Origin of the sequence: Citrobacter sp. Cpo147 (assembly GCF_030332405.1) — a bacterium.
GTDB classification, from domain to species: Bacteria; Pseudomonadota; Gammaproteobacteria; order Enterobacterales; family Enterobacteriaceae; genus Citrobacter; species Citrobacter portucalensis.
This window is the reverse complement of the sequence record NZ_JAOWHX010000029.1, coordinates 265,880-288,456: the sequence shown is the minus strand read 5'-3', so window position 1 is coordinate 288,456 and position 22,577 is coordinate 265,880. Positions and strand designations below refer to the sequence as shown.

The window sequence follows — 22,577 nt, the reverse complement described above, 5'->3', positions numbered from 1 at the left end:
ATTGTTGCTCACATAGCAAAAGACTTTGCACATTTTGCTAATTTCACCGCACCGCTGGTGGGAGTAAAATCGTCCTCAAACGTATTTCCTTGAGGACACAAAATGAGCAACATTCTAATTATCAACGGGGCGAAAAAATTCGGCCATTCTAATGGTCAACTGAATGACACCCTGACCGAGGTCGCGGACGGTATCCTGCGCGACCTCGGGCATGATGTTAAAGTCGTACGCGCAGACAGCGATTATGACGTAAAAGCAGAAGTGCAGAATTTCGTCTGGGCCGATGCGGTTATCTGGCAGATGCCTGGCTGGTGGATGGGCGCACCGTGGACCGTGAAAAAATACATCGATGACGTGTTTACCGAAGGTCACGGTACGCTGTACGCCAGCGACGGCCGCACACGTTCAGATGCCTCTAAAAAATACGGCTCCGGCGGGCTGATTCAGGGCAAAAAATACATGCTGTCCCTGACCTGGAACGCACCGATGGAAGCCTTCACTGAAAAAGACCAGTTTTTCCATGGCGTTGGCGTTGATGGCGTCTATCTCCCGTTCCATAAAGCAAACCAGTTCCTGGGAATGGAAGCGCTGCCGACCTTTATCACCAATGACGTGATTAAAATGCCGGACGTCCCGCGTTATATCGCAGAATATCGCAAGCATCTGACCGAAATTTTTGGTTAACTGGTAACCTGGAATTAGAAGGAGTTAACCATGCTTACCGTTATTGCAGAAATCCGTACACGTCCAGGTCAACATCACCGCCAGGCGGTACTGGATCAGTTTGCTAAAATCGTTCCGACCGTACTGAAAGAAGAAGGCTGCCACGGCTATGCGCCGATGGTGGATCATGCCGCAGGTGTCAGTTTTCAGACCACAGCGCCAGATTCAATCGTGATGGTTGAGCAGTGGGAAAGCATTGCGCATCTTGAGGCGCATTTGCAGACCCCGCATATGAAAGCCTACAGCGAAGCCGTGAAAGGTGACGTGCTGGACATGAATATTCGTATTCTGGAGTCGGGCATTTAAGATTGTCGATTTGCCGGGTGACGCTTAGCTATCCGGCATAAATCGCTTCGTCAGATGAGAGCCGGATAAGGCATTTTACGCCCGTCTCCGGCTTTTCTACATGCAATTACCCTTCGAGATCCGCCAGGTCGCCTTTCTCTTGCAACCAGTTTCGACGATCTTCAGAACGCTTTTTGGCCAGCAGCATATCCATCATTGCGTTGGTACGCTGATCGTCTTCATCATCGATAATGAGCTGCACCAGGCGACGGGTGTTCGGATCCAGCGTAGTTTCACGAAGCTGCATCGGGTTCATTTCACCCAGACCTTTAAAGCGCTGCACGTTCGGCTTGCCTTTCTTGCGCTTTAACTGCTCCAGTACGCCCGCTTTCTCTTCTTCCGTCAGCGCGTAATACACCTCTTTACCAAGGTCGATACGGTATAACGGCGGCAGCGCCACGTAGACGTGACCGTGTTTCACCAGCGTGCGGAAGTGTTTCACAAACAGCGCGCACAGCAGCGTGGCGATGTGCAGGCCATCGGAGTCCGCATCCGCCAGGATACAGATCTTGCCGTAGCGCAATTGGCTCAGATCGTCGCTGTCCGGATCGATGCCGATCGCCACGGAAATATCGTGAACCTCCTGCGAAGCCAGCACTTCATCGGAAGAGACTTCCCATGTATTGAGGATCTTACCTTTCAGCGGCATGATCGCCTGATATTCACGATCGCGCGCCTGCTTGGCCGATCCGCCCGCCGAGTCACCTTCGACAAGGAACAGTTCGGTGCGATTAAGATCCTGTGCGGTACAGTCCGCCAGTTTACCCGGCAGCGCCGGACCGCTGGTCAGCTTTTTACGCACTACTTTTTTCGCCGCACGCAGACGACGCTGCGCGCTGGAAATCGCCATCTCAGCCAGCAGTTCGGCTGACTGCACATTCTGGTTCAGCCACAAACTGAATGCATCTTTCACCACGCCAGAGACGAATGCCGCACACTGACGCGAAGAGAGGCGCTCTTTGGTTTGTCCGGCAAACTGCGGATCCTGCATTTTTACCGACAATACATAAGCACAGCGATCCCAGATATCTTCCGCCGACAGCTTCACGCCACGCGGCAGGATGTTACGGTATTCACAGAACTCGCGCATCGCATCCAGCAGTCCCTGACGCAGACCGTTAACGTGCGTACCGCCCTGCATGGTTGGGATCAGGTTCACATAGCTTTCGGTCAGCAGCTCGCCGCCTTCCGGCAGCCAGAGCAGCGCCCAGTCCACCGTCTCCGTCTCACCGCTGAAATTACCGATAAACGGTTTTTCCGGCAGCGTCGGTAGGCCATTCACCGCTTCGCTCAGATAGTCATTTAAACCATCCTGGTAGCACCAGCGCTGCTCGCTGTTGTTGACCTCATCCTTAAAAGTGATCTCAACGCCTGGGCACAGTACCGCTTTTGCTTTCAGTACGTGCGTTAAGCGCGAAACAGAAAAACGCGGGCTGTCAAAGAAGCTTTCATCCGGCCAGAAGTGCACGCTGGTCCCAGTATTGCGTTTGCCGCAGGTACCGACTACCTGTAAATCCTGCACTTTATCGCCATTCTCAAACGCGATGTTGTATACCTGCCCGTCGCGGCGCACGTTCACTTCCACACGTTTGGACAGGGCGTTGACGACGGAGATACCCACACCGTGCAGACCGCCGGAGAACTGGTAGTTCTTGTTAGAGAACTTGCCGCCCGCGTGCAGACGACAGAGGATCAGCTCAACCGCCGGAACGCCTTCTTCAGGGTGAATATCTACCGGCATGCCGCGTCCGTCATCAATGACTTCCAGTGACTGGTCGGCATGTAAGATCACGTCCACGCGTTTTGCGTGACCCGCCAGTGCTTCATCCACACTGTTATCAATCACTTCCTGTCCAAGATGGTTCGGACGGGTCGTATCGGTGTACATCCCAGGGCGACGGCGTACCGGCTCAAGCCCAGTGAGTACCTCAATGGCATCAGCGTTATAAGTTTGCGTCATGGTTTAAATAAGCAATTCGAATTGATCGTCAGAAACTGTGCAGTCCAAGGAAATCGACAATCGGGTTGAAATAATCTTCGAAGCCCGTGAATGCGTGGTTTCCGCCCTCAATAACTGTCTGACGGCAGGAGGCGTAATACGCCACCGCCTGGCGGTAGTCCAACACTTCATCGCCCGTTTGTTGGAGCAGCCAGATCAAATCCGGCGCTTCCAGCGGGTCAATCTGCATGACTTTAAGATCGTAAATATGGCGTGACTCTAGCACATATTGCTGCCCCGTGTAGGGGTTCTCGTTTTGACCGAGATAGTCGACCAGCAGTTCATAAGGCCGTACGGCAGGGTTCACCACCACTGCCGGCAGCATAAAACATTGCGACAGCCAGGTGGCGTAATAACCGCCTAAAGAGGAACCGACAATCCCCAGCGACTCTCCGCCATGTTCAAGAATGATCGATTCCAGCATCTCTGCGGCCTGCGCTGGATACGGAGGTAGCTGCGGCACGATCATCTCAACGTGCGGGTGGTGCTCCGCCAGCCAGTTTTTCAGTAAACACGCCTTCGCCGAACGAGGAGAGCTATTAAATCCGTGAAGATAGAGAAGCGTAGACATCAGTAGCCTTCTGAAGCGGTATCAGGGTGGAACCGATTACCCTGCAGACGACGTACCTGAGTCTGCAATGTTCCGTCGGCAAAAAGCTCCAGCGTCCGCCAGCCTGGGCTGATGGTATCCAATGTGAAGTTGGAACAGTGCGGTTTAAACTGCACGCAGGTCGACGGCGTCGCCAGCAGACGGCGACCGTTCCAGTCCAGATCCAGTTCCTGATGAATATGCCCGCACAATAGATACCTGGCGCGAGGATAATTCACCAGCACGTTATCCAGCTCAGCGGCATTACGCAGACTGTGCTGATCGAGCCAGCTGCAGCCTGCAGGCAGAGGATGATGATGCAGAAGCAACAAGGTATTACGCTCTGGCGCATCAGCAAGTTTACGCTCCAGCCATTCGAGCTGGAATTCACTTAACTCACCGTGGGGAACGCCGAACACCTGGCTGTCCAGCAACAATATTTGCCACTGTTCGCCAATGAAAACGCGTTTGGCCGGGGAAATGCCCGCATCCTGCAGCGCGCTGTACATTGCCGGCTGAAAATCGTGATTGCCCGGTAGCCAAACGCAAGGCGCACGAAAACTTGCGATGCCCTCAGCAAAATGCTGATAAGCCGCAGCGGATTGATCCTGCGCCAAATCACCCGTCGCGACGATCAGATCGTACTCAGGCGACTCTGCATGTATTGCATCCAGTACGGATTGATAGCTGTCCCAGGTGTTCACACCCAGCAGCGTTTCATGCTTTTCGGCAAACAGGTGAGTGTCTGTAATTTGTAAGATCCTGACTCTGGCCTCACCAGCCAAAGGAAGGGTTAACAGGCTTTCCAAATGGTGTCCTTAGGTTTCACGACGCTAATAAACCGGAATCGCCATCGCTCCATGTGCTAAACAGTACCGTAACCAGTCGGCCAGAAACTGATTAATTTGATGCTTTTCGTCGCGTTGATGCAACTTTTTATTTGGATAATCATACCGCGCTTTGAAGCGAAAGATCTGCTGACTTGAACACACTTCAGCCACCCTGGCGTCATGATACAGGCGCACAGTCAATGACGGCAGGCTCCAGTATGTGACGGCCGGTGCCGTTTGTTCGATCGCGACAAGCGTAGTGTATCGGGTCGATTCAACGATCGTTAACCGATATTGTGCGTTTGCTACCTGATAGCTCACTGTTTCACCGGCTGCATCATTACGTGGCAGCAGGCGGCGCAATTGCGAATAGTTGGTTTCGCACAGACGCATCATTTCAGGGAAGTCAGGTGTGTAACGCTTCATTTTTTCCACTCAGTTTTTAACTCTTGATAGTGCAGCTGTAACCATTGCAAGGCGATGACAGACGCTGCGTTGTCGATTTTCCCCTCTTCTACCCATTGGTAAGCCTGTTCCCGGCTTACCACATGAACACGAATATCTTCGTTTTCATCAGCCAGACCGTGTATTCCGCTCGCGGTCGTGGCGTCCACTTCGCCGACTAAAATAGACAGACGCTCACTGGTGCCACCCGGGCTTGCCAGATAGCTCAGAACGGGTTTCGTCCTTTTAACTTCCAGCCCGGCCTCTTCCATTGCTTCACGACGGGCTACATCTTCAACGGTTTCGCCCTCTTCGATCATTCCGGCTACCATTTCCAGTAGCCACGGGCTTTCGCTGGTATCAAATGCCGCAATACGAATCTGCTCGACCAGCACAACTTCATCCCGCTCAGGGTCAAAGGGTAGCAAGACAGCCGCGTGTCCGCGCTCAAAAATTTCGCGCGTTACCTCACCGCTCATCCCCCCGTTAAACAGGCGGTGGCGAAACCGATAAAGATCCAGTGAAAAAAAACCGCGGTATAGCGTTTCTCGTGCAATAATTTCTACATCATTTTTAGTGAAAGTCATTGGCAAGTTGTCTGGTTTACGCATTGTGCTGTCCTGAAACCAATAGTGATTAAAATGTGAATTTCAAGGTCGTTTGACTGATGTTTGAACGCCCTTGTGTTAAATTGATGCAAATTAACGCCGTATGGCACGTAACGCCAACTTTTTGAAGTGGCGGATTCTGCTAGAATCAGCAAATATTTTTACAATTTGATCAGCGCTAAATACTGCTTCACAACAAGGAATGCAAATGAAGAAATTGCTCCCCATCCTTATCGGCCTGAGCCTGTCGGGGTTCAGTACTTTGAGCCAGGCAGAAAACCTGATGCAGGTTTATCAGCAAGCACGCCTGAGCAACCCGGAATTGCGTAAATCCGCCGCCGATCGCGATGCTGCATTCGAAAAAATTAACGAAGCGCGTAGTCCATTGCTGCCGCAACTGGGTTTAGGTGCCGATTACACCTACAGCAATGGCTACCGTGATGCAAATGGCGTCAACTCCAATGCAACCAGCGCATCTTTGCAGTTAACTCAGTCTATTTTTGACATGTCTAAATGGCGTGCCCTGACGCTGCAAGAAAAATCAGCGGGCATCCAGGACGTGACCTATCAGACCGATCAGCAAACGCTGATCCTGAATACCGCCACAGCCTATTTTAACGTATTGAACGCAATTGACGTGCTTTCTTATACCCAGGCACAGAAAGATGCGGTCTATCGTCAGTTAGATCAGACCACTCAGCGTTTTAACGTTGGCCTGGTTGCCATCACTGACGTACAGAACGCCCGTTCACAATACGATACTGTACTGGCGAACGAAGTTACCGCGCGTAACAATCTGGATAACGCGGTAGAACAGCTGCGCCAGGTAACCGGTAACTACTACCCGGAACTGGCTTCACTGAACGTTGATGGTTTTAAAACCAACAAACCGCAGGCGGTGAACGCGCTGCTGAAAGAAGCAGAAAACCGCAACCTGTCATTATTGCAGGCCCGTTTGAGCCAGGATCTGGCACGTGAGCAGATTCGTCTGGCGCAGGATGGTCATTTACCGACTCTGGACCTGACCGCCTCTACCGGGGTATCTGACACCTCCTACAGCGGGTCAAAAACCCACGGTGGCGCGACGGGTAATCAGTACGACGACAGCAACATGGGCCAGAACAAAATTGGTCTGAGCTTCTCGCTGCCGCTGTATCAGGGCGGAATGGTTAACTCGCAGGTGAAACAAGCGCAGTACAACTTTGTTGGCGCGAGCGAACAGCTGGAAAGCGCGCACCGCAGCGTGGTGCAGACCGTGCGTTCTTCGTTCAACAACATTAATGCTTCCATCAGTAGCATTAACGCGTACAAACAAGCGGTTGTCTCGGCCCAAAGCTCTTTGGATGCGATGGAAGCCGGCTATTCCGTAGGTACACGTACCATCGTGGATGTGTTGGATGCCACCACCACGCTGTACAACGCCAAGCAGCAACTGGCGAATGCGCGTTATACCTATCTTATTAACCAGTTAAACGTCAAATCTGCGCTCGGTACGCTGAACGAGCAGGATCTGGTAGCACTGAACAATACGCTGGGTAAACCCGTATCCACGACTCCGGATACGATCGCGCCGGAAAACGCGCAGCAAGATGCCGCGGCGGACGGTTATACGTCCAACAGCGCGACGCCTGCAGCTCAGCCAACGGCCGCGCGTTCAACCAGCAGCAACGGCAACAACCCGTTCCGTAACTGATGCTGATGACGGGGCTTCGGCCCCGTCTGAACGTAAGACAACGTAAAGATCCGCCTCTTCTTCCGCATTCTCGCCTCTTCCCGCTTCAATTTCGACCAGTCATCCTCTATTCTGAGCAGAGTTACCACTGGGTACTGGAAGACATAAATGAAACGGACAAAATCTATACATCACGCCTCGTTCCGCAAAAGCTGGAGCGCGCGCCATCTGACTCCTGTCGCCCTGGCAGTTACCGCTGTGTTTATGCTCGCGGGCTGTGAAAAGAGCGACGAAACGGTTTCGCTTTATCAGAACGCTGACGACTGCTCTGCAGCTAACCCGGGTAAAAGCGCCGAATGTACTACTGCGTTTAACAATGCGCTGAAAGAAGCTGAACGTACCGCGCCAAAATACGCCACTCGTGAAGACTGTATCGCTGAATTCGGCGAAGGCCAGTGCCAGCAGGCTCCTGCGCAAGCAGGTATGGCGCCGACCGGTGAAGGCCAGGCTCAGGCGCAGAATCAAAGCAGCGGCAGCTTCTGGATGCCGCTGATGGCGGGCTACATGATGGGCCGACTGATGGGCGGCGGAATGGGCGCTCAGCAACCGCTGTTCAGCTCGAAAAACCCAGCCAGCCCGGCTTACGGCAAATACACGGATGCCAGCGGTAAAAACTACGGTGCAGCAACGCCGGGTCGCACCATGACCGTACCGAAAACCGCTATGGCACCGAAACCTGCCACCACCTCTACCGTAACCCGCGGCGGATTTGGTGAGTCTGTGGCCAAACAGAGCACCATGCAGCGTAGCGCAAGCGGCACCACCGCACGTTCAATGGGTGGCTGATCGTCATGGAAAGAGTCAGTATTGTTGAGCGCCCGGACTGGCGCGACAAAGCCACCGAATACGGTTTCAATTTTCACACGATGTACGGCGAGCCGTACTGGTGTGAAGACGCGTACTATAAGCTCACCCTTGCTCAGGTCGAAAAGCTGGAAGAGGTCACCGCAGAGCTGCATCAAATGTGCCTCAAGGTGGTGGAAAAGGTCATCGCCAGCGATGAGTTGATGACCAAGTTTCGCATTCCGAAGCATACCTGGGGCTTTGTCCGCCAGTCCTGGCAGACGCAGCAACCGTCGCTCTATTCACGTCTCGATCTGGCATGGGACGGCACGGGTGAACCCAAGCTTTTAGAAAACAACGCCGATACGCCAACCTCGCTGTACGAAGCCGCGTTTTTCCAGTGGATCTGGCTGGAAGATCAGCTCAATGCGGGCAACCTGCCGGAAGGCAGCGATCAGTTCAACAGTCTGCAGGAAAAACTGATCGAGCGTTTCACCGAGCTGCGTGAGCAGTATGGTTTTCAACTGCTTCATCTGACCTGCTGTCGTGATACGGTGGAAGATCGCGGTACGATCCAGTATCTACAGGATTGCGCGGCCGAAGCTGAGATCGCTACAGAATTCCTCTATGTAGAAGATATTGGTCTTGGTGAAAAAGGTCAGTTCACCGACATGCAGGATCAGGTAATCGCTAACCTGTTCAAGCTCTATCCATGGGAATTCATGCTGCGTGAAATGTTCTCCACCAAGCTGGAAGATGCTGGCGTTCGCTGGCTGGAACCGGCCTGGAAGAGCATTATCTCCAATAAAGCACTGTTGCCGCTGTTATGGGAAATGTTCCCGGACCATCCGAACCTGCTGCCAGCGTACTTCGCCGAAGACGATCATCCGCAGATGGATAAATTCGTCGTCAAACCGATCTTCTCACGCGAGGGGGCTAACGTCTCCATTGTTGAGAACGGTAAAACGATCGAAGCAGTGGAAGGGCCGTACGGTGAAGAAGGTATGATCGTGCAGCAGTTCCATCAGCTACCGAAGTTTGGCGACAGCTATATGCTGATTGGCAGCTGGCTGATCAACGATCAACCAGCCGGGATCGGCATTCGTGAAGACCGCGCGTTGATCACACAGGATCTGTCACGTTTCTATCCGCATATTTTTGTCGAATAATTGAGAGTGCCGGGTGGCGGCTCCGCCTTACCCGGCCTTCAGCATGAACTTATTGCCCGATAAGCGCAGTGCCATCGGGCATTCATCATCCAACCTGCACCGACAACATACTTAAACTTCCCATCTCAATACCATCTACCGGGATCGTGACAGACTCTTTACCGTCCCATGCCCCGAGTACATACAGCAGCGGCAGATAGTGATCCGGCGTCGGGTTTGATAACGATCCACCTTCATGATCGAGATAGTTCACCAATGGGTGCTGCTCAACCGGTCCCTGCCATGTCAGGTTTGCCTTAACATAATCATTGAATGAAGTCGCCCACGGATAAGGCGTGTTCTCACCGTGCCAGCGCGCAGTGCGCAGGTTATGCACCACGTTACCACTGGCCACCAGCATAATGCCCTCATCACGCAGCGCCGCCAGCTTACGGCCCATCTCAAAATGCCATGCCGCGGGTTTGGTGCTATCAATGCTCAGTTGCACCATCGGAATATCCGCATTCGGGTACATCTTGATCAGCACGCCCCAGGAACCGTGGTCAAAACCCCACGCTTCTTTGTCCAGGGTAACAGGCACTGGAGCAAGCAAGTTAACCAGATGCTGTGCCAGTTCAGGCGAACCAGGAGCCGGGTAATGGGTGTCATATAATGCTTGCGGAAAACCGCCAAAATCGTGGATCGTTTTGGGGGCTTCCATCGCAGTCACACCCGTTCCACGGGTGAACCAGTGCGCCGAGACCACCACAATGGCTTTCGGACGCGGCAACGTTTCCCCCAGTTGCTGCCAGGCACGGGTATAAACGTTATCTTCCAGAACATTCATCGGGCTACCGTGGCCCAAAAACAATGCTGGCATACGAGTTGAAGACATGATGATATCCTTACTGAGGGAGTCATTTTGATACCACCACAATACGCTTATTCGGTTGATGAAGAACTCAGATAACCATGATGAAGATCATCAGTTATTTTGACGATCCAACCCGGACAGCAGATTGATAAGGAGTTTTATTTGTCGATGTCAGTACCTTTACTTCTGACTTTACTGGCAGGTGCCGCCACGTTTATCGGCGCATTTCTCGGCGTGTTAGGGCAAAAACCGTCTAACCGCGTTCTCGCCTTTTCTTTAGGCTTCGCCGCCGGGATTATGCTACTGATCTCCCTTATGGAGATGCTACCTGCTGCGCTGGCCGCTGAAGGTATGTCGCCAGTGCTGGGCTACGGAATGTTTATCGTCGGCTTACTGGGCTACTTTGGTCTGGACCGTCTATTGCCGCACGCGCACCCTCAGGATCTGGTACAAAAAACAACGCAGCCTCTACCCGGCTCTATTAAACGCACCGCGATTTTATTAACGCTCGGCATCAGCCTGCACAACTTTCCTGAAGGGATTGCGACGTTTGTTACCGCCAGTAGCAACCTTGAGCTGGGCTTTGGTATTGCCCTCGCCGTTGCATTACACAATATTCCTGAAGGATTAGCGGTGGCGGGTCCCGTCTATGCCGCCACAGGCTCCAAACGTACGGCGATATTCTGGGCAGGGATTTCAGGTATGGCAGAAATACTGGGCGGCGTACTGGCGTGGTTAATTCTCGGTAGCCTTATATCACCGGTGGTAATGGCGGCAATAATGGCGGCTGTCGCAGGTATTATGGTGGCGCTGTCCGTCGATGAATTGATGCCGTTGGCAAAAGAGATCGATCCCAATAATAATCCCAGCTATGGGGTGTTATGTGGAATGTCGGTGATGGGGTTAAGCCTCGTCATCCTCCAGTCGATGGGAATCGGATAATCCAGAGGGCGGATGCCACTCTGCAAATTTACAGCATCCGCTCATCCATAGCAGAATATGAAGGACTAATCCTGTTCCTTAATCGCGCTGTTATCTTCACCAGAACGGCGAAAGAGTTTGTTTCGCGCTTCAAGTAAGGCATCTCTGTCCTGGCGGAATGCCCGACAATAACGTTTCATATGACAATAATAACCCACCGCAACGAGTGCGATTAATACAATCCAATACCAGGCAATAAACATTCTTCTACCCTTAAAATTTAACATCATTAAACATTTAACATTAAAATTTTACACAACCTTATTCTGACATACTCATATAGTGGCATATTTCAGAAACAAATATATGATTTCGATCATATAAATCAGCGGCTAAGCTATTAGCCAAACTCGTTATAAACAATTAAAACAATGTCGACAAGATCACACTACGCAATAATAAATATTGTTCTTAAAATATCGCACTCATACTATCCAGAAAATAATAAAAATTAGCTCCTGCAGAATAATACATTTCATCAACATTAATTAATACATTGTGAAATGTAGCATTAGTAATACCATTTTATTTTATCAAAATAGTAAAAACATAATATATTCAGCAAAATTATATTTATAGGTAATATAAGGAGATATATCCATGTTTACACAATACCGAAAAACACTTCTGGCTGGGACTCTGGCACTGACATTTGGATTGGCAGCAGGAAACTCTCTTGCCGCTGGTTTTCAACCGGCCCAGCCTGCAGGAAAATTGGGCGCAATAGTAGTTGACCCTTATGGAAATGCCCCGCTTACTGCGCTGGTTGAATTAGATAGCCACGTTATTTCAGATGTTAAAGTTACCGTCCATGGTAAAGGTGAAAAAGGCGTTCCGGTGACTTATACCGTCGGCAAAGAGTCGCTCGCCACGTACGATGGCATTCCTATTTTTGGCCTTTATCAAAAGTTCGCAAATAAGGTAACCGTTGAATACAAAGAAAATGGCAAAACCATGAAAGATGATTACGTGGTGCAAACATCCGCCATCGTTAATCACTATATGGATAACCGCTCTATATCTGATTTACAGCAAACAAAAGTGATTAAAGTAGCACCGGGTTTTGAAGATCGCCTTTATCTGGTGAATACCCATACCTTTACCCCGCAGGGTGCAGAATTCCACTGGCATGGTGAAAAAGATAAAAATGCCGGCATCCTGGATGCGGGTCCGGCTGGCGGCGCACTCCCTTTTGATATCGCACCCTTTACCTTTGTCGTCGATACGGAAGGCGAATATCGGTGGTGGCTGGATCAGGACACCTTCTATGACGGCCACGACATGGATATCAACAAGCGCGGCTACCTGATGGGTATTCGTGAGACACCGCGCGGCACATTCACCGCCGTACAAGGCCAGCACTGGTATGAATTCGATATGCTGGGCCAGATTCTGGCCGACCATAAACTACCGCGCGGATTCATGGATGCATCACATGAATCGATCGAAACGGTCAATAACACTGTATTGCTGCGCGTAGGTAAACGCGACTATCGCAAAGAGGATGGTCTTCATGTGCATACCATCCGCGACCAGATTATTGAAGTCGATAAATCTGGACGTGTTGTTGACGTGTGGGATCTAACCAAAATTCTCGACCCGATGCGTGACGCGCTGCTGGGTTCGCTGGACGCAGGCGCGGTATGCGTCAACGTGGATCTCGCTCACGCAGGCCAACAGGCGAAACTGGAGCCAGATACCCCCTATGGTGACGCCCTCGGCGTTGGTGCGGGCCGTAACTGGGCTCACGTCAACTCCATTGCCTATGACGCTAAAGATGACTCCATCATTCTTTCTTCCCGCCATCAGGGTGTCGTCAAAATCGGTCGAGATAAACAGGTGAAATGGATTCTGGCACCGTCTAAAGGCTGGAATAAGTCGCTGGCAAGCAAATTGTTAAAACCGGTTGATGATAAGGGCAATGCGCTGAAGTGTGATGAAAACGGTAAGTGCGAGAATACTGATTTCGATTTTACCTACACCCAACACACCGCCTGGCTCTCCAGCAAAGGAACGCTAACCATCTTTGACAATGGCGATGGGCGTGGACTCGAACAACCGGCGCTACCAACAATGAAATATTCCCGGTTCGTCGAATATAAAATTGACGAGAAAAAAGGAACCGTTCAGCAAATTTGGGAGTACGGGAAAGAGCGCGGTTATGATTTCTACAGTCCTATCACGTCGGTAATTGAATATCAAAAAGACCGCGACACCATGTTTGGATTTGGTGGTTCTATTAATTTATTTGACGTTGGACAGCCAACCACCGGCAAAATCAACGAAATTGACTACAAAACAAAAGAAGTCAAAGTCGAAATTGATGTCCTTTCCGATAAACCAAACCAAACGCACTACCGCGCATTACTGGTTCGCCCACAACAAATGTTTAAATAGTATCGTTAGATTAAGGATTAATTATGTCATCTAAATGGATTACTTCATTATTTAAAAGCGTGGTATTAACGGCGGCGCTGGTAACACCATTTGCAGCATCGGCTTTTACTGAAGGTACTGACTATATGGTGCTGGAGAAACCGATTCCCAATGCTGATAAAACGTTGATCAAAGTATTCAGCTATGCCTGCCCATTCTGCTACAAATATGATAAAGCCGTGACCGGCCCGGTGTCAGAAAAAGTTGCCGATCTTGTCGCCTTCACACCTTTTCATCTCGAGACCAAAGGAGAATACGGTAAACAGGCCAGTGAAGTATTTGCAGTAATGATTGCGAAGGATCAGGCCGCAGGGGTCTCATTGTTTGACGCCAAATCACAGTTCAAAAAAGCCAAGTTTGCTTACTACACTGCCTACCACGACAAGAAGGAACGCTGGTCTGACGGTAAAGATCCCGCTTCATTCATCAAAACAGGGCTGGATGCTGCGGGTATGAGTCAAGCAGACTTCGAGAACGCCTTAAAAGAACCCGTAGTTCAGGAGACCTTGGAAAAATGGAAAGCGGCCTATGATGTTGCCAAAATCCAGGGGGTTCCGGCTTACGTCGTCAATGGTAAGTACCTGATCTACACCAAAAGCATCAAATCGATTGATTCCATGGCTGAGCTTGTCAGAGAGCTGGCGACAAAATAAACAGGGAACCGGCTATGGATTTTATCAAAGGATTGTGGCGAGACTTATGTACCGCACCGGTTGATACCCTGGTGAGATGGCAGGAGCGACGCTTTTTGTGGTTGCTAATGGCTTGTGCCATGGGTGGGTTAATTATTCTGGCGCACTCGTTCTTCCAAATCTATCTCTACATGGCCCCTTGCGAGCAATGTGTATACATCCGCTTTGCCATGTTTGTGATGGTTTTCGGTGGGCTGATCGCGGCAATAAACCCTAAAAACCTCATCCTAAAACTGGTCGGCTGCATTGCGGCATTTTATGGCAGCATTATGGGAATTAAGTTTTCAATCAAACTTAATGGCATCCATTATGCAGTACATAACCCGGACCCGGATTCACTCTTTGGTGTACAGGGATGTTCCACCGATCCGACATTCCCTTTCAATTTGCCGCTGGCAAACTGGGCTCCAGAATGGTTTAAGCCCACTGGAGATTGCGGCTATGACGCACCTGTCGTTCCCGATGGCGTAGCGCTCAGCAGTACGCAAAAGTGGTTTGTCGATCTGTACCAGCAGTCCGAAGGCTGGTATCTGCTCCCGCCATGGCATTTTATGAATATGGCGCAGGCCTGCCTGCTCGCCTTTGGTTTGTGTTTAGTGCTGTTGCTGGTAATGAGCGGAGCCTGGGCACTTAAACTGGCCAGAAAAAAATAGCCAGGCCGCAATAACAAAAAACCGAAGCCAGAAAACTGACTTCGGTTTTTTTATCCCTACCACGGTTGTCGCGGTAGTCAGCAATTAGCTGGCTTTGCGCTCATGCGCCTGACGGTAAGCCACCAGGTCTTCGATAGTAACCACAGCCATATTATGCTTACCGGCAAATTCGATGCATTCTGGCGCACGCGCCATGGTGCCATCGTCATTGGTCAGTTCGCACAGCACACCCGCCGGTTTAAACCCTGCCAGCGTCATCAGGTCGATGGTTGCTTCAGTATGACCACCGCGGGTCAACACGCCACCTGCCTGAGCACGCAGCGGGAAAACGTGCCCCGGACGGTTAAGATCGGAAGGTTTAGCGCCATCCTTAATTGCCGCACGTACCGTAGTAACACGGTCTGCAGCGGAAACGCCGGTGGTCACGCCTTCTGCGGCTTCAATGGTCACGGTAAAACCGGTACCGTAAGCGCTGGTGTTGTTTTCCACCATCATTGGCAGATCGAGCTGTTTGCGTCGGTCTTCAGTGATGCACAGGCATACAATACCGCTACCGTGACGGATGGTCAGCGCCATCTGTTCAACAGTCATGGTTTCTGCCGGGAAAATCATATCGCCTTCGTTTTCACGGTCTTCGTCGTCAAGCACCATTACACCGCGTCCTTCACGCAGCGCAGACAGCGCATGTTCAACACGTTCGAAAGGCGTACCAAAAGAGGAAAGTAGCGTCTGATTCATGGTAAAAAAACCTCACTAAAATTATGGTTACCAGAATCAGGGCAGTCTTAGGAGTACCGTCTAAGCGGCAAAAAAATAACGTGAGCGGGTCCATGCCCGACTGGATCGTTACTCTCTCCCATCCGGACTCTAACCGTCGGCCCCGGAATTACACCGGATCTGCTGACCTTTTTGCCGTAACAAAAAGCGCTCGCGGGCTTTCAACATCAGTTGATTTACCGCCGGTGGGGAATTTCGCCCCGCCCTGAGAATAAGCGGGTTAACTATAACGCTATTGATTACCTTCATCAACGCCTTTACTCGTCTTAGCTTCACACAATTCTGGTTTATGCCTGTGCCAGTTCGCACTACAATAGGCAGCAACACGTACCAGTTCAGGGAAACCACAATGATTGACCCGAAAAAAATTGAGCAGATTGCTCGTCAGGTTCACGAGTCGATGCCGAAAGGGATCCGCGAGTTTGGCGAAGACGTCGAGAAGAAAATTCGTCAAACGCTGCAGTCACAGCTGACCCGTCTGGATCTGGTAAGCCGCGAAGAATTCGATGTACAGACTCAGGTTTTATTGCGCACGCGCGAAAAGCTGGCGATGCTTGAGCAACGTCTGACTGAGCTTGAATCACGTGATAAAACGGCAGAAATTAAACCTGCCCCCGCGATCCCGTCAGTCGATCCGCAAGAGTAAAAACGACAACGGGCCGCAAGGCCCGTTTTTCTGTTAGTGTTCCAGTTCTAGCTTCCTGGCTTCCGTCGCCTGCTGGCAGTACAGCGCATAGCGTTTGCAAAACCAGCTACGATGTTCTTCATCCATATTCCCGGTTATCGCCTGGATATCAATGGGATGGCCCTCAGCCTGCATCCTGGCAAAACTACGGGCCAGGAAATCGAAATTGTTTAGTGAATACATATTGCTGTTCATGAGCATACCCTCCAGTTATTGAATATCTGCTAAGGCCATATGCTTTTTCTAATTTCAGTATTTCCCTGGATACGAAGTTATTCTGTACATATTGTGCGCAAAACTACTGCGCGGGTTCACAGTTTCCTATGAAATCTAAGAAGGCTTGAAGTATGGCGGGTATATCAGGGAAAGAGGCGCAGCGGCTGAAGAATAAAGCGAAAAAAAGCCGGATTGTGACGCGCAAACGTCTTATCCGGCCTGTAATCGGTACATCCTGTAAGCCTGAAGAAACTTCGCTTATCCGGCTATCAGGTCAGGGTTCACTTATCGCTGTCTTTCTGGATCTTCTTGATGATATTAGTCGTGGAGCAGCCATCTTCGAAGTTCAGCACCAGCACTTCACCGCCGTTCGCCCACACCTCTTCACTGCCCGCAATCTGCTCCGGCTTATAGTCGCCGCCTTTGACCAGCAGATCCGGCAGAATGCCAGCAATCAGACGCTGCGGCGTATCTTCTTCAAAAGAGACCACCCAGTCGACAGATTCCAGCGCGCCCAGTACGATCATACGCTGTTCCAGCGGGTTGACCGGACGCGTTTCACCTTTCAGACGTTTGGTCGAAGCATCGCTGTTGACCGCCACGATCAGGCGATCGCCCAGCTTGCGCGCATTCGCCAGATAGGAAACATGGCCCGCATGCAGGATGTCGAACACACCGTTGGTCATTACCACTTTCTCGCCGCGCTTGCGGGCGCTGGCAACGGCCTGTTTCAGCTCAGATTCGCTCATCACGCCAAAGCCAGTATCAGCCCGACCGCGCACGGCGTTTTCCAGCTCGATCGGTGAAACGGTAGAGGTCCCCAGCTTACCAACGACAACACCGGCTGCGGCGTTAGCAAAATAGCACGCCTCTTCCAGTGAGTTACCCGCCGCCAGCGTCGCCGCCAGCACGCCAATAACCGTATCGCCTGCACCGGTCACGTCATACACTTCCTGCGCCTGCGTCGGCATATGCAGCGGCGATTTGCCCGGTTGCAATAACGTCATCCCCTGCTCGGATCGCGTGATCAGCAGTGCGGAAAGGTCGAAATCAGCAATCACTTTCATGCCGCGTTCAACCAGTTCATCTTCGCTTTTGCACTTGCCCGCCACCGCTTCAAACTCAGACAGGTTCGGCGTCAGCAGCGTTGCGCCACGGTAGCGTTCAAAATCGGTTCCTTTCGGATCGATAAGCACCGGCACCCCAGCCTTACGCGCCAGAGCAATCATCTGCTGCACGCTTGCCAACGCGCCTTTGGCGTAGTCGGAGAGCACCAGAGCACCGATAGAACCCAGCGCCTGGTTAATACGCTCGTGCAGCGGCTGCGGATCCACACCTTCAAAACCTTCTTCGAAATCCAGGCGAATCAGCTGCTGATTGCGGGAAAGCACGCGCAGTTTGGTGATCGTCGGATGGGTCGGCACGGATACGAAATCGCATTTTACGTTTACATCCGTCAGCGTTTTGCTCAGCGCACGCGCCGCGTCGTCAATACCGGTCAGGCCCACCAGGCGCGAATTCGCTCCCAGAGAGGCAATGTTCATCGCCACGTTTGCTGCGCCACCGGGACGTTCTTCGATGGTATCCACTTTTACCACCGGAACAGGCGCTTCAGGTGAAATACGGCTGGTAGGACCGTACCAGTAGCGATCCAGCATCACATCACCGACAACCATGACTCCTGCACGTTCAAACTCTGGCAGAGTTACTTTCATTCCTGTCTCCTGAGAGATTCTCTGAGTGTCTTAAAATTTGCGCGCGATAATAGCACACTTCACTCGGCACCCAGCCACTTCTGCCAGCTGTCACGCACCAGTGTACGTTCAGCGTCGAAGTGCTCCGGCGCCACATGGCCCGGAAGTTCCTGCAATGCAAGATGGTGAAGTTCATCACGCAACGTCGTATAAGCACGGGTAAGCGCCAGCGCTTCCTGCTCGTCCATAATGTCGTTTTGCGCCAGTAATTCCAGAATGCGCACGTTATCCGACCAGCGCGTCAGCTTCGGTTTTTCATGCGCATAGCGCAGCACCAGATACTGCGTAATAAACTCAATATCTGTGATGCCGCCTTCATCCGCTTTGATATCAAAACGATCGCGATGCTTATTACCCAAATGGGCACGCATTTTCTCACGCATTTCGCGCACCTCGGTCTGCAAGGTTTTCCCATCACGGACGAGGGTCATGATATCGCGACGAATCGCATCAAACTGAGAGGTCAACTGCGGGTCGCCGTACACTACGCGAGCACGCACCAGCGCCTGATGCTCCCATGTCCAGGCTTCGTTACGCTGATAATCGGCGAAAGCGTCAGCTGATGTCACCAGCATCCCCGCCGCCCCTGACGGACGCAAACGCGCATCCACTTCGTATAAAATACCGGACGAAGTACGGGTACTAAAGAGGTGCATAATGCGCTGCGCCAGACGCAGATAGAACTGTCGCCCGTCAATCTCACGCTCACCGTCCGTCATCACGTCCATCGGACAGTCATGCAGGAAGATCAAATCGAGATCCGAGCTGTACCCCAGTTCCCAGCCGCCCAGCTTGCCATAACCGACGACGGCAAAACCACGCCCCTCGCGTTCGCTAAGATGAGTGGGTTGACCGTAGCGCGCGACCATCTGCGTCCACGCCTGCTGGACTACCGCATCAATAATAGCTTCCGCCAGCCAGGTTAAATGGTCGCTCACCTTCATCACCGGCAGTGTACCGGCGATATCAGCCGCGGCAATACGCAGTAGCTGCGTTTGCTTAAACTGGCGCAGAGCCTCCAGTTGCTGCTCTTCATCATCTTCAGGCACGCGCAGCAAATACTGGCGCAGCTCATCACGGTAGGCGTCCGTCGCGGTGGGTTGATACAGGGTGTTCGGATCCAGCAGTTCATCGAGCAACAGCGGATACCGCGCCAGCTGGCTGGCCACCATCGGCGAGGCCGCACAGAGCGAAATCAGATGCTTCAGCGCCCCGGGGAATTCGCTTAGTAGTTCCAGATAGGTCGTACGGGTAACAATCCCCACCAGCAGAGGGGTAATGCGCGACAGCGGGACTGAGGCGTCGTCACGCGTACAGACATCGCTCAGCAGATGCGGCATTAAATGGTCCAGCACCTGGCGTCCGCGTGGGCCAATAGTGCGTTTATCCAGCTCTTTGCGGAAATCGGCTATCAGAGACAGCACGCGCCGACGATCGTCATCCGCCAGATGCGTCAGCACCGGCGTGGTGTCATCTTCCTGTAATGCATCCTGCCACAGTTCGCGCCACTGTTCTGAGAGCGACTCTTCCTGAGTTTCGGCCTCGTCATCGCCAATCAGCTCGTTAAATACCCGGCGTACGTTGTCCATATGATTGGCCAGCACATCAGTTAATTGCTGCCAGTCATCAACGTTCATCCCCCACGCCAGCCGCGCGCGATTCAGCTCATCGCCTGGCAGCGTTTGGGTCTGTTCATCATTGATGCTTTGCAGCAGGTTTTCCAGGCGGCGTAAATAGAGATAGGCTGCTCGCAGTTGTTCCGTATCGGTATCAGACAGCAGGTGCAGCGCATTGATGGCGCTAAGCGTCGGTAACAGCGAGCGGGATTGCAGCGACGGCTCGCGCCCACCGCGAATAAGCTGGAATACCTGCACGATAAATTCAATTTCGCGAATACCGCCCGCCCCCAGCTTGATGTTGTCTTTCAGACCACGGCGGCGCACTTCACGCGCAATCATCCCTTTCATGTTACGCAACGACTGGATCACGCTGAAATCAATATAGCGACGGAAAACAAAAGGCCGCAGCATGGCACGAAGCTCGCTGACGTAAGTGCCGTCGGCATCGCCCATAATGCGGGCTTTGACCATCGCATAGCGTTCCCAGTCGCGCCCTTGCTCCTGGTAATAATCCTCCAGCGCAGAGAAGCTCAGTACCAACGGACCGCTGTCGCCAAACGGGCGTAAACGCATATCCACCCGATAGACAAACCCATCCATTGTGGGCTGATCTAATACCTTGATGAGCCGCTGGCCCATACGGGTAAAGAACTGGGCGTTATCCAGCTCGCGGCGCCCGCCCTGTGTGCTGCCATGTTCTGGCCAGGCAAAAATCAGATCGATATCGGAGGAAAAATTCAGCTCGCCGCCACCCAGTTTCCCCATGCCTAAAATCAGCAGCGGCTGCGCCACACCTTCAGGATTACAGGGCGTACCCCATTCGCGACAGCAGGCGGCGTATAACCAGTCACGCGCGGCGACGATCAACGTTTCAGCCAGATGGCTTAGCTGCTGCAAAATACTCTCTTCGGTCACCAGCGACAGCGTCTGTGCCCAGGCGATACGCACCATAATGCGACGGCGAAACAGGCGTAACTCACGCATCAGCGTGTTTTCGTCACTAACGTCAGCCAATGCTTGCTGTAACCAGTCGGCATAGTGTTGCCATTCATCCGCCAGGGGTGGGGTGCTTTCCAGCTCAGCCAGCCATTCGGGATGGGCAATAATGCTGTCACGGACAAAATCACTGAATGTAAGTACTGACTTCGCCTGAACGCTAAGCGAGGACTCAGATATTGCTGCTGGCAGCCGCTCAACAACGGTCGGCCAGTACTGCTGTAACGGTGAAGAGAGCTGCTTCATTTACGGGTTATCCTTTGAATGGTGCCGGATGCGTCTTTTCGCCTTATCCGGCCTACATGACAGTTACACACATCGCGTAGGCCTGATAAGCGCAGCGCCATCAGGCATCCCGGCCTCGGCCCTGATTATCGTTTTCCGCTGTGCAGCCAGAACGGTTCCAGTGCAATTGCCTCGTTACGGAAGTGTTCAATTTCAATATATTGGTTGGCCGCAATGGCGTGGCGCAAACCCTGCCAGTTGGCGATCCATTCTGATGCGATATTTTCATCGTAGTATCCCGCCAGCATCAGCATGCTATCAATGTTGCGCGTCAAACGAGGAAGCTGATCGGCGTACTGATCGCCCAGCGGCTGCGCAAAAGCGGTCTTCAGCTCAGCGGCATGGCGTGAAAGATGGGTATCCGAGAAACGCTTAAAGGAGTCGGCAATTTTTCCCTGCGCCTTCGCATCAAGGAACGGCTGCCATCCTTTGGTCACCAGCCATTCGGTCAGCGCCAGCTTGGCCATTGCCGTTTGCGTGCTGTAAACCGCCGAAACAGCAGAAACGTCCGACGAAATGATCGCTTCCGACTGGGTCAACAAATCACGTAAGTGAGCGCTCGCTTTTCGCGGCACATTACCGCCAAAAAGCATCAGAATGTGACGCACCAGGCCCATAGCCGCCAGCACCTCGGCTTTCGCCCCTTTAACGCCGCGCACCCACAGCTCTTCATGGTACTGCCACTGTGATAGTGCCAGCTCCAGCGCCGCTTCCAGCCCCTGCTCAATACTCGCTTTCGCCGGAACTTTCAAAATGCGTGTCGGTTTGAGTTCGCGCGGCGCATTCCCCTGAGCCAGGTGATAACCGCGCGCTGCTTTGCTCAAGCTACCCTGGCGTAAACCGGTTTGCGAAACCAGCTGGTTTGCCAGCTTCAGTACCGCACGGGTATCGCCGCTTAGCAGTTCAAGTTCAAGCTCACAGATAGGTTCTGCAAACTCGCCCGCTTTCACCTCCCCCAGATCGAGGGCCATTTCAATCCGGCTGCCATCAACATCAACCAACCATTTCTCACGGTAAAAATCGGTGCTGAACAACGGCTGCACTTGAGAAGCAAGTTCAGCAGGCAGCTCGCCATCAGGCCAGACTTCCGTTGGGAACAAGGTGAGGTCCAGCTCAGGCGCGTTTAGCGCAACGTTATATTCTGGCCGCTGGTGCAGTCCGCCCGTCACGCGTCCGGCAATTTTCATGGTCATTTCGTAATGACCATTTTCACCGCGAATACGCAGCCCCATATCGTGACCACGCAACCACGCATCCGGTGTTTCGTAGTAGATATTCAGCAACTGACTGGGCGCATGATGCTCTCCCCCCAGCGTATTCAGACGTTCACGTAGCGCATCTACAGCGTCACTATTGACGATAAATTTTAATTCGATTTCCTGGGCCATGGTCTTGTACTTATGGGTTA

22 protein-coding genes and 1 riboswitch are annotated in these 22,577 nt (G+C 52.1%); of the genes, 10 read left to right on the top strand and 12 right to left on the bottom strand.

What is annotated here, in order from left to right:
* Positions 1-102: 102 nt before the first annotated feature.
* Positions 103-684, top strand: coding sequence for an NAD(P)H-dependent oxidoreductase (locus OGY06_RS02440; RefSeq protein WP_003828397.1), 582 nt, complete (start codon positions 103-105; stop codon positions 682-684).
* Between the two features lie 30 nt (positions 685-714).
* A complete protein-coding gene (locus OGY06_RS02435) occupies positions 715-1,029 on the top strand; it encodes a putative quinol monooxygenase (RefSeq protein WP_003024557.1) in 315 nt (104 codons plus the stop codon).
* Positions 1,030-1,135: 106 nt separating this feature from the next.
* Here OGY06_RS02435 and parE read toward each other — a convergent pair whose 3' ends face one another.
* From parE to nudF, 5 genes are read right to left on the bottom strand one after another with little or no spacing between them, the layout of a single operon-like run.
* Positions 1,136-3,028: a DNA topoisomerase IV subunit B gene (gene parE / locus OGY06_RS02430; RefSeq protein ID WP_003024571.1), complete on the bottom strand. Its 1,893-nt coding sequence runs from the start codon at positions 3,026-3,028 to the stop codon at positions 1,136-1,138.
* Between the two features lie 28 nt (positions 3,029-3,056).
* Positions 3,057-3,638 carry an esterase YqiA gene (gene yqiA / locus OGY06_RS02425; RefSeq protein WP_003024575.1) on the bottom strand — a complete coding sequence of 194 codons (582 nt, stop codon included), beginning with the start codon at positions 3,636-3,638 and terminating at the stop codon, positions 3,057-3,059.
* Positions 3,638-4,465, bottom strand: coding sequence for a 3',5'-cyclic-AMP phosphodiesterase (gene cpdA / locus OGY06_RS02420; protein WP_008785825.1), 828 nt, complete (start codon positions 4,463-4,465; stop codon positions 3,638-3,640). Before cpdA ends, yqiA begins: the two co-directional genes overlap by 1 nt.
* 24 nt (positions 4,466-4,489) lie before the next feature.
* Positions 4,490-4,912, bottom strand: coding sequence for a DUF1249 family protein (locus OGY06_RS02415; protein ID WP_003024582.1), 423 nt, complete (start codon positions 4,910-4,912; stop codon positions 4,490-4,492).
* On the bottom strand, positions 4,909-5,541 hold the full coding sequence (gene nudF / locus OGY06_RS02410) for an ADP-ribose diphosphatase (protein ID WP_048225550.1): 633 nt from the start codon (positions 5,539-5,541) through the stop codon (positions 4,909-4,911). The genes OGY06_RS02415 and nudF overlap by 4 nt, the downstream gene beginning before the upstream one ends.
* A 205-nt stretch (positions 5,542-5,746) precedes the next feature.
* Between nudF and tolC the strand changes: the two genes are divergently transcribed.
* The 3 genes from tolC (at position 5,747) to OGY06_RS02395 (ending at position 9,222) form a co-directional block, all read left to right on the top strand.
* On the top strand, positions 5,747-7,231 hold the full coding sequence (tolC, locus tag OGY06_RS02405) for an outer membrane channel protein TolC (protein WP_003828407.1): 1,485 nt from the start codon (positions 5,747-5,749) through the stop codon (positions 7,229-7,231).
* Positions 7,232-7,378: 147 nt separating this feature from the next.
* Positions 7,379-8,056: a DUF1190 family protein gene (locus OGY06_RS02400; RefSeq protein ID WP_286604603.1), complete on the top strand. Its 678-nt coding sequence runs from the start codon at positions 7,379-7,381 to the stop codon at positions 8,054-8,056.
* Positions 8,057-8,061: 5 nt separating this feature from the next.
* Positions 8,062-9,222, top strand: coding sequence for a glutathionylspermidine synthase family protein (locus tag OGY06_RS02395; RefSeq protein WP_003828411.1), 1,161 nt, complete (start codon positions 8,062-8,064; stop codon positions 9,220-9,222).
* 85 nt (positions 9,223-9,307) lie between these two features.
* Here the strand turns inward: OGY06_RS02395 and ygiD are convergent, their stop codons facing one another.
* Entirely contained in the window at positions 9,308-10,096 is a 789-nt protein-coding gene (ygiD, locus tag OGY06_RS02390; RefSeq protein WP_126317407.1) for a 4,5-DOPA-extradiol-dioxygenase, read from the bottom strand.
* A 147-nt stretch (positions 10,097-10,243) separates the two neighbouring features.
* On the opposite strand from ygiD, the gene zupT reads away from it, so the two are divergent.
* Entirely contained in the window at positions 10,244-11,017 is a 774-nt protein-coding gene (gene zupT / locus OGY06_RS02385) for a zinc transporter ZupT (protein WP_003024600.1), read from the top strand.
* Between the two features lie 65 nt (positions 11,018-11,082).
* On the opposite strand, the gene OGY06_RS02380 is transcribed toward zupT, so the two are convergent.
* Positions 11,083-11,259: a hypothetical protein gene (locus OGY06_RS02380; protein WP_003828416.1), complete on the bottom strand. Its 177-nt coding sequence runs from the start codon at positions 11,257-11,259 to the stop codon at positions 11,083-11,085.
* A 397-nt stretch (positions 11,260-11,656) separates the two neighbouring features.
* On the opposite strand from OGY06_RS02380, the gene assT reads away from it, so the two are divergent.
* From assT to dsbI, 3 genes are read left to right on the top strand one after another with little or no spacing between them, the layout of a single operon-like run.
* On the top strand, positions 11,657-13,453 hold the full coding sequence (assT, locus tag OGY06_RS02375) for an arylsulfate sulfotransferase AssT (protein ID WP_286604601.1): 1,797 nt from the start codon (positions 11,657-11,659) through the stop codon (positions 13,451-13,453).
* Positions 13,454-13,476: 23 nt separating this feature from the next.
* On the top strand, positions 13,477-14,145 hold the full coding sequence (locus OGY06_RS02370) for a thiol:disulfide interchange protein DsbA/DsbL (RefSeq protein ID WP_063941833.1): 669 nt from the start codon (positions 13,477-13,479) through the stop codon (positions 14,143-14,145).
* 14 nt (positions 14,146-14,159) lie between these two features.
* A complete protein-coding gene (gene dsbI / locus OGY06_RS02365) occupies positions 14,160-14,837 on the top strand; it encodes a protein-disulfide oxidoreductase DsbI (RefSeq protein WP_003828423.1) in 678 nt (225 codons plus the stop codon).
* Positions 14,838-14,921: 84 nt separating this feature from the next.
* On the opposite strand, the gene ribB is transcribed toward dsbI, so the two are convergent.
* Complete coding sequence (gene ribB / locus OGY06_RS02360) at positions 14,922-15,575, bottom strand: 3,4-dihydroxy-2-butanone-4-phosphate synthase (RefSeq protein ID WP_003828424.1); 654 nt, start codon at positions 15,573-15,575, stop codon at positions 14,922-14,924.
* Between the two features lie 106 nt (positions 15,576-15,681).
* Positions 15,682-15,831: riboswitch (FMN riboswitch) on the bottom strand.
* A gap of 132 nt (positions 15,832-15,963) precedes the next feature.
* On the opposite strand from ribB, the gene ubiK reads away from it, so the two are divergent.
* Positions 15,964-16,260 carry a ubiquinone biosynthesis accessory factor UbiK gene (gene ubiK, locus OGY06_RS02355; RefSeq protein WP_003828426.1) on the top strand — a complete coding sequence of 99 codons (297 nt, stop codon included), beginning with the start codon at positions 15,964-15,966 and terminating at the stop codon, positions 16,258-16,260.
* Positions 16,261-16,293: 33 nt separating this feature from the next.
* On the opposite strand, the gene glgS is transcribed toward ubiK, so the two are convergent.
* From glgS to OGY06_RS02335, 4 genes are all read right to left on the bottom strand, one after another.
* Positions 16,294-16,500 carry a cell surface composition regulator GlgS gene (gene glgS / locus OGY06_RS02350; RefSeq protein ID WP_008785836.1) on the bottom strand — a complete coding sequence of 69 codons (207 nt, stop codon included), beginning with the start codon at positions 16,498-16,500 and terminating at the stop codon, positions 16,294-16,296.
* A gap of 296 nt (positions 16,501-16,796) precedes the next feature.
* Positions 16,797-18,230: a bifunctional D-glycero-beta-D-manno-heptose-7-phosphate kinase/D-glycero-beta-D-manno-heptose 1-phosphate adenylyltransferase HldE gene (gene hldE, locus OGY06_RS02345; RefSeq protein ID WP_003828429.1), complete on the bottom strand. Its 1,434-nt coding sequence runs from the start codon at positions 18,228-18,230 to the stop codon at positions 16,797-16,799.
* 59 nt (positions 18,231-18,289) lie between these two features.
* The gene (glnE, locus tag OGY06_RS02340; protein WP_149281957.1) at positions 18,290-21,130 is read right to left on the bottom strand and encodes a bifunctional [glutamate--ammonia ligase]-adenylyl-L-tyrosine phosphorylase/[glutamate--ammonia-ligase] adenylyltransferase; all 2,841 of its coding nucleotides are present in this window, start codon (positions 21,128-21,130) and stop codon (positions 18,290-18,292) included.
* Between the two features lie 125 nt (positions 21,131-21,255).
* Positions 21,256-22,557 (bottom strand): CYTH domain-containing protein, encoded by a 1,302-nt coding sequence (locus OGY06_RS02335; protein WP_003828433.1) that lies wholly within the window; start codon positions 22,555-22,557, stop codon positions 21,256-21,258.
* Positions 22,558-22,577: the final 20 nt, after the last annotated feature.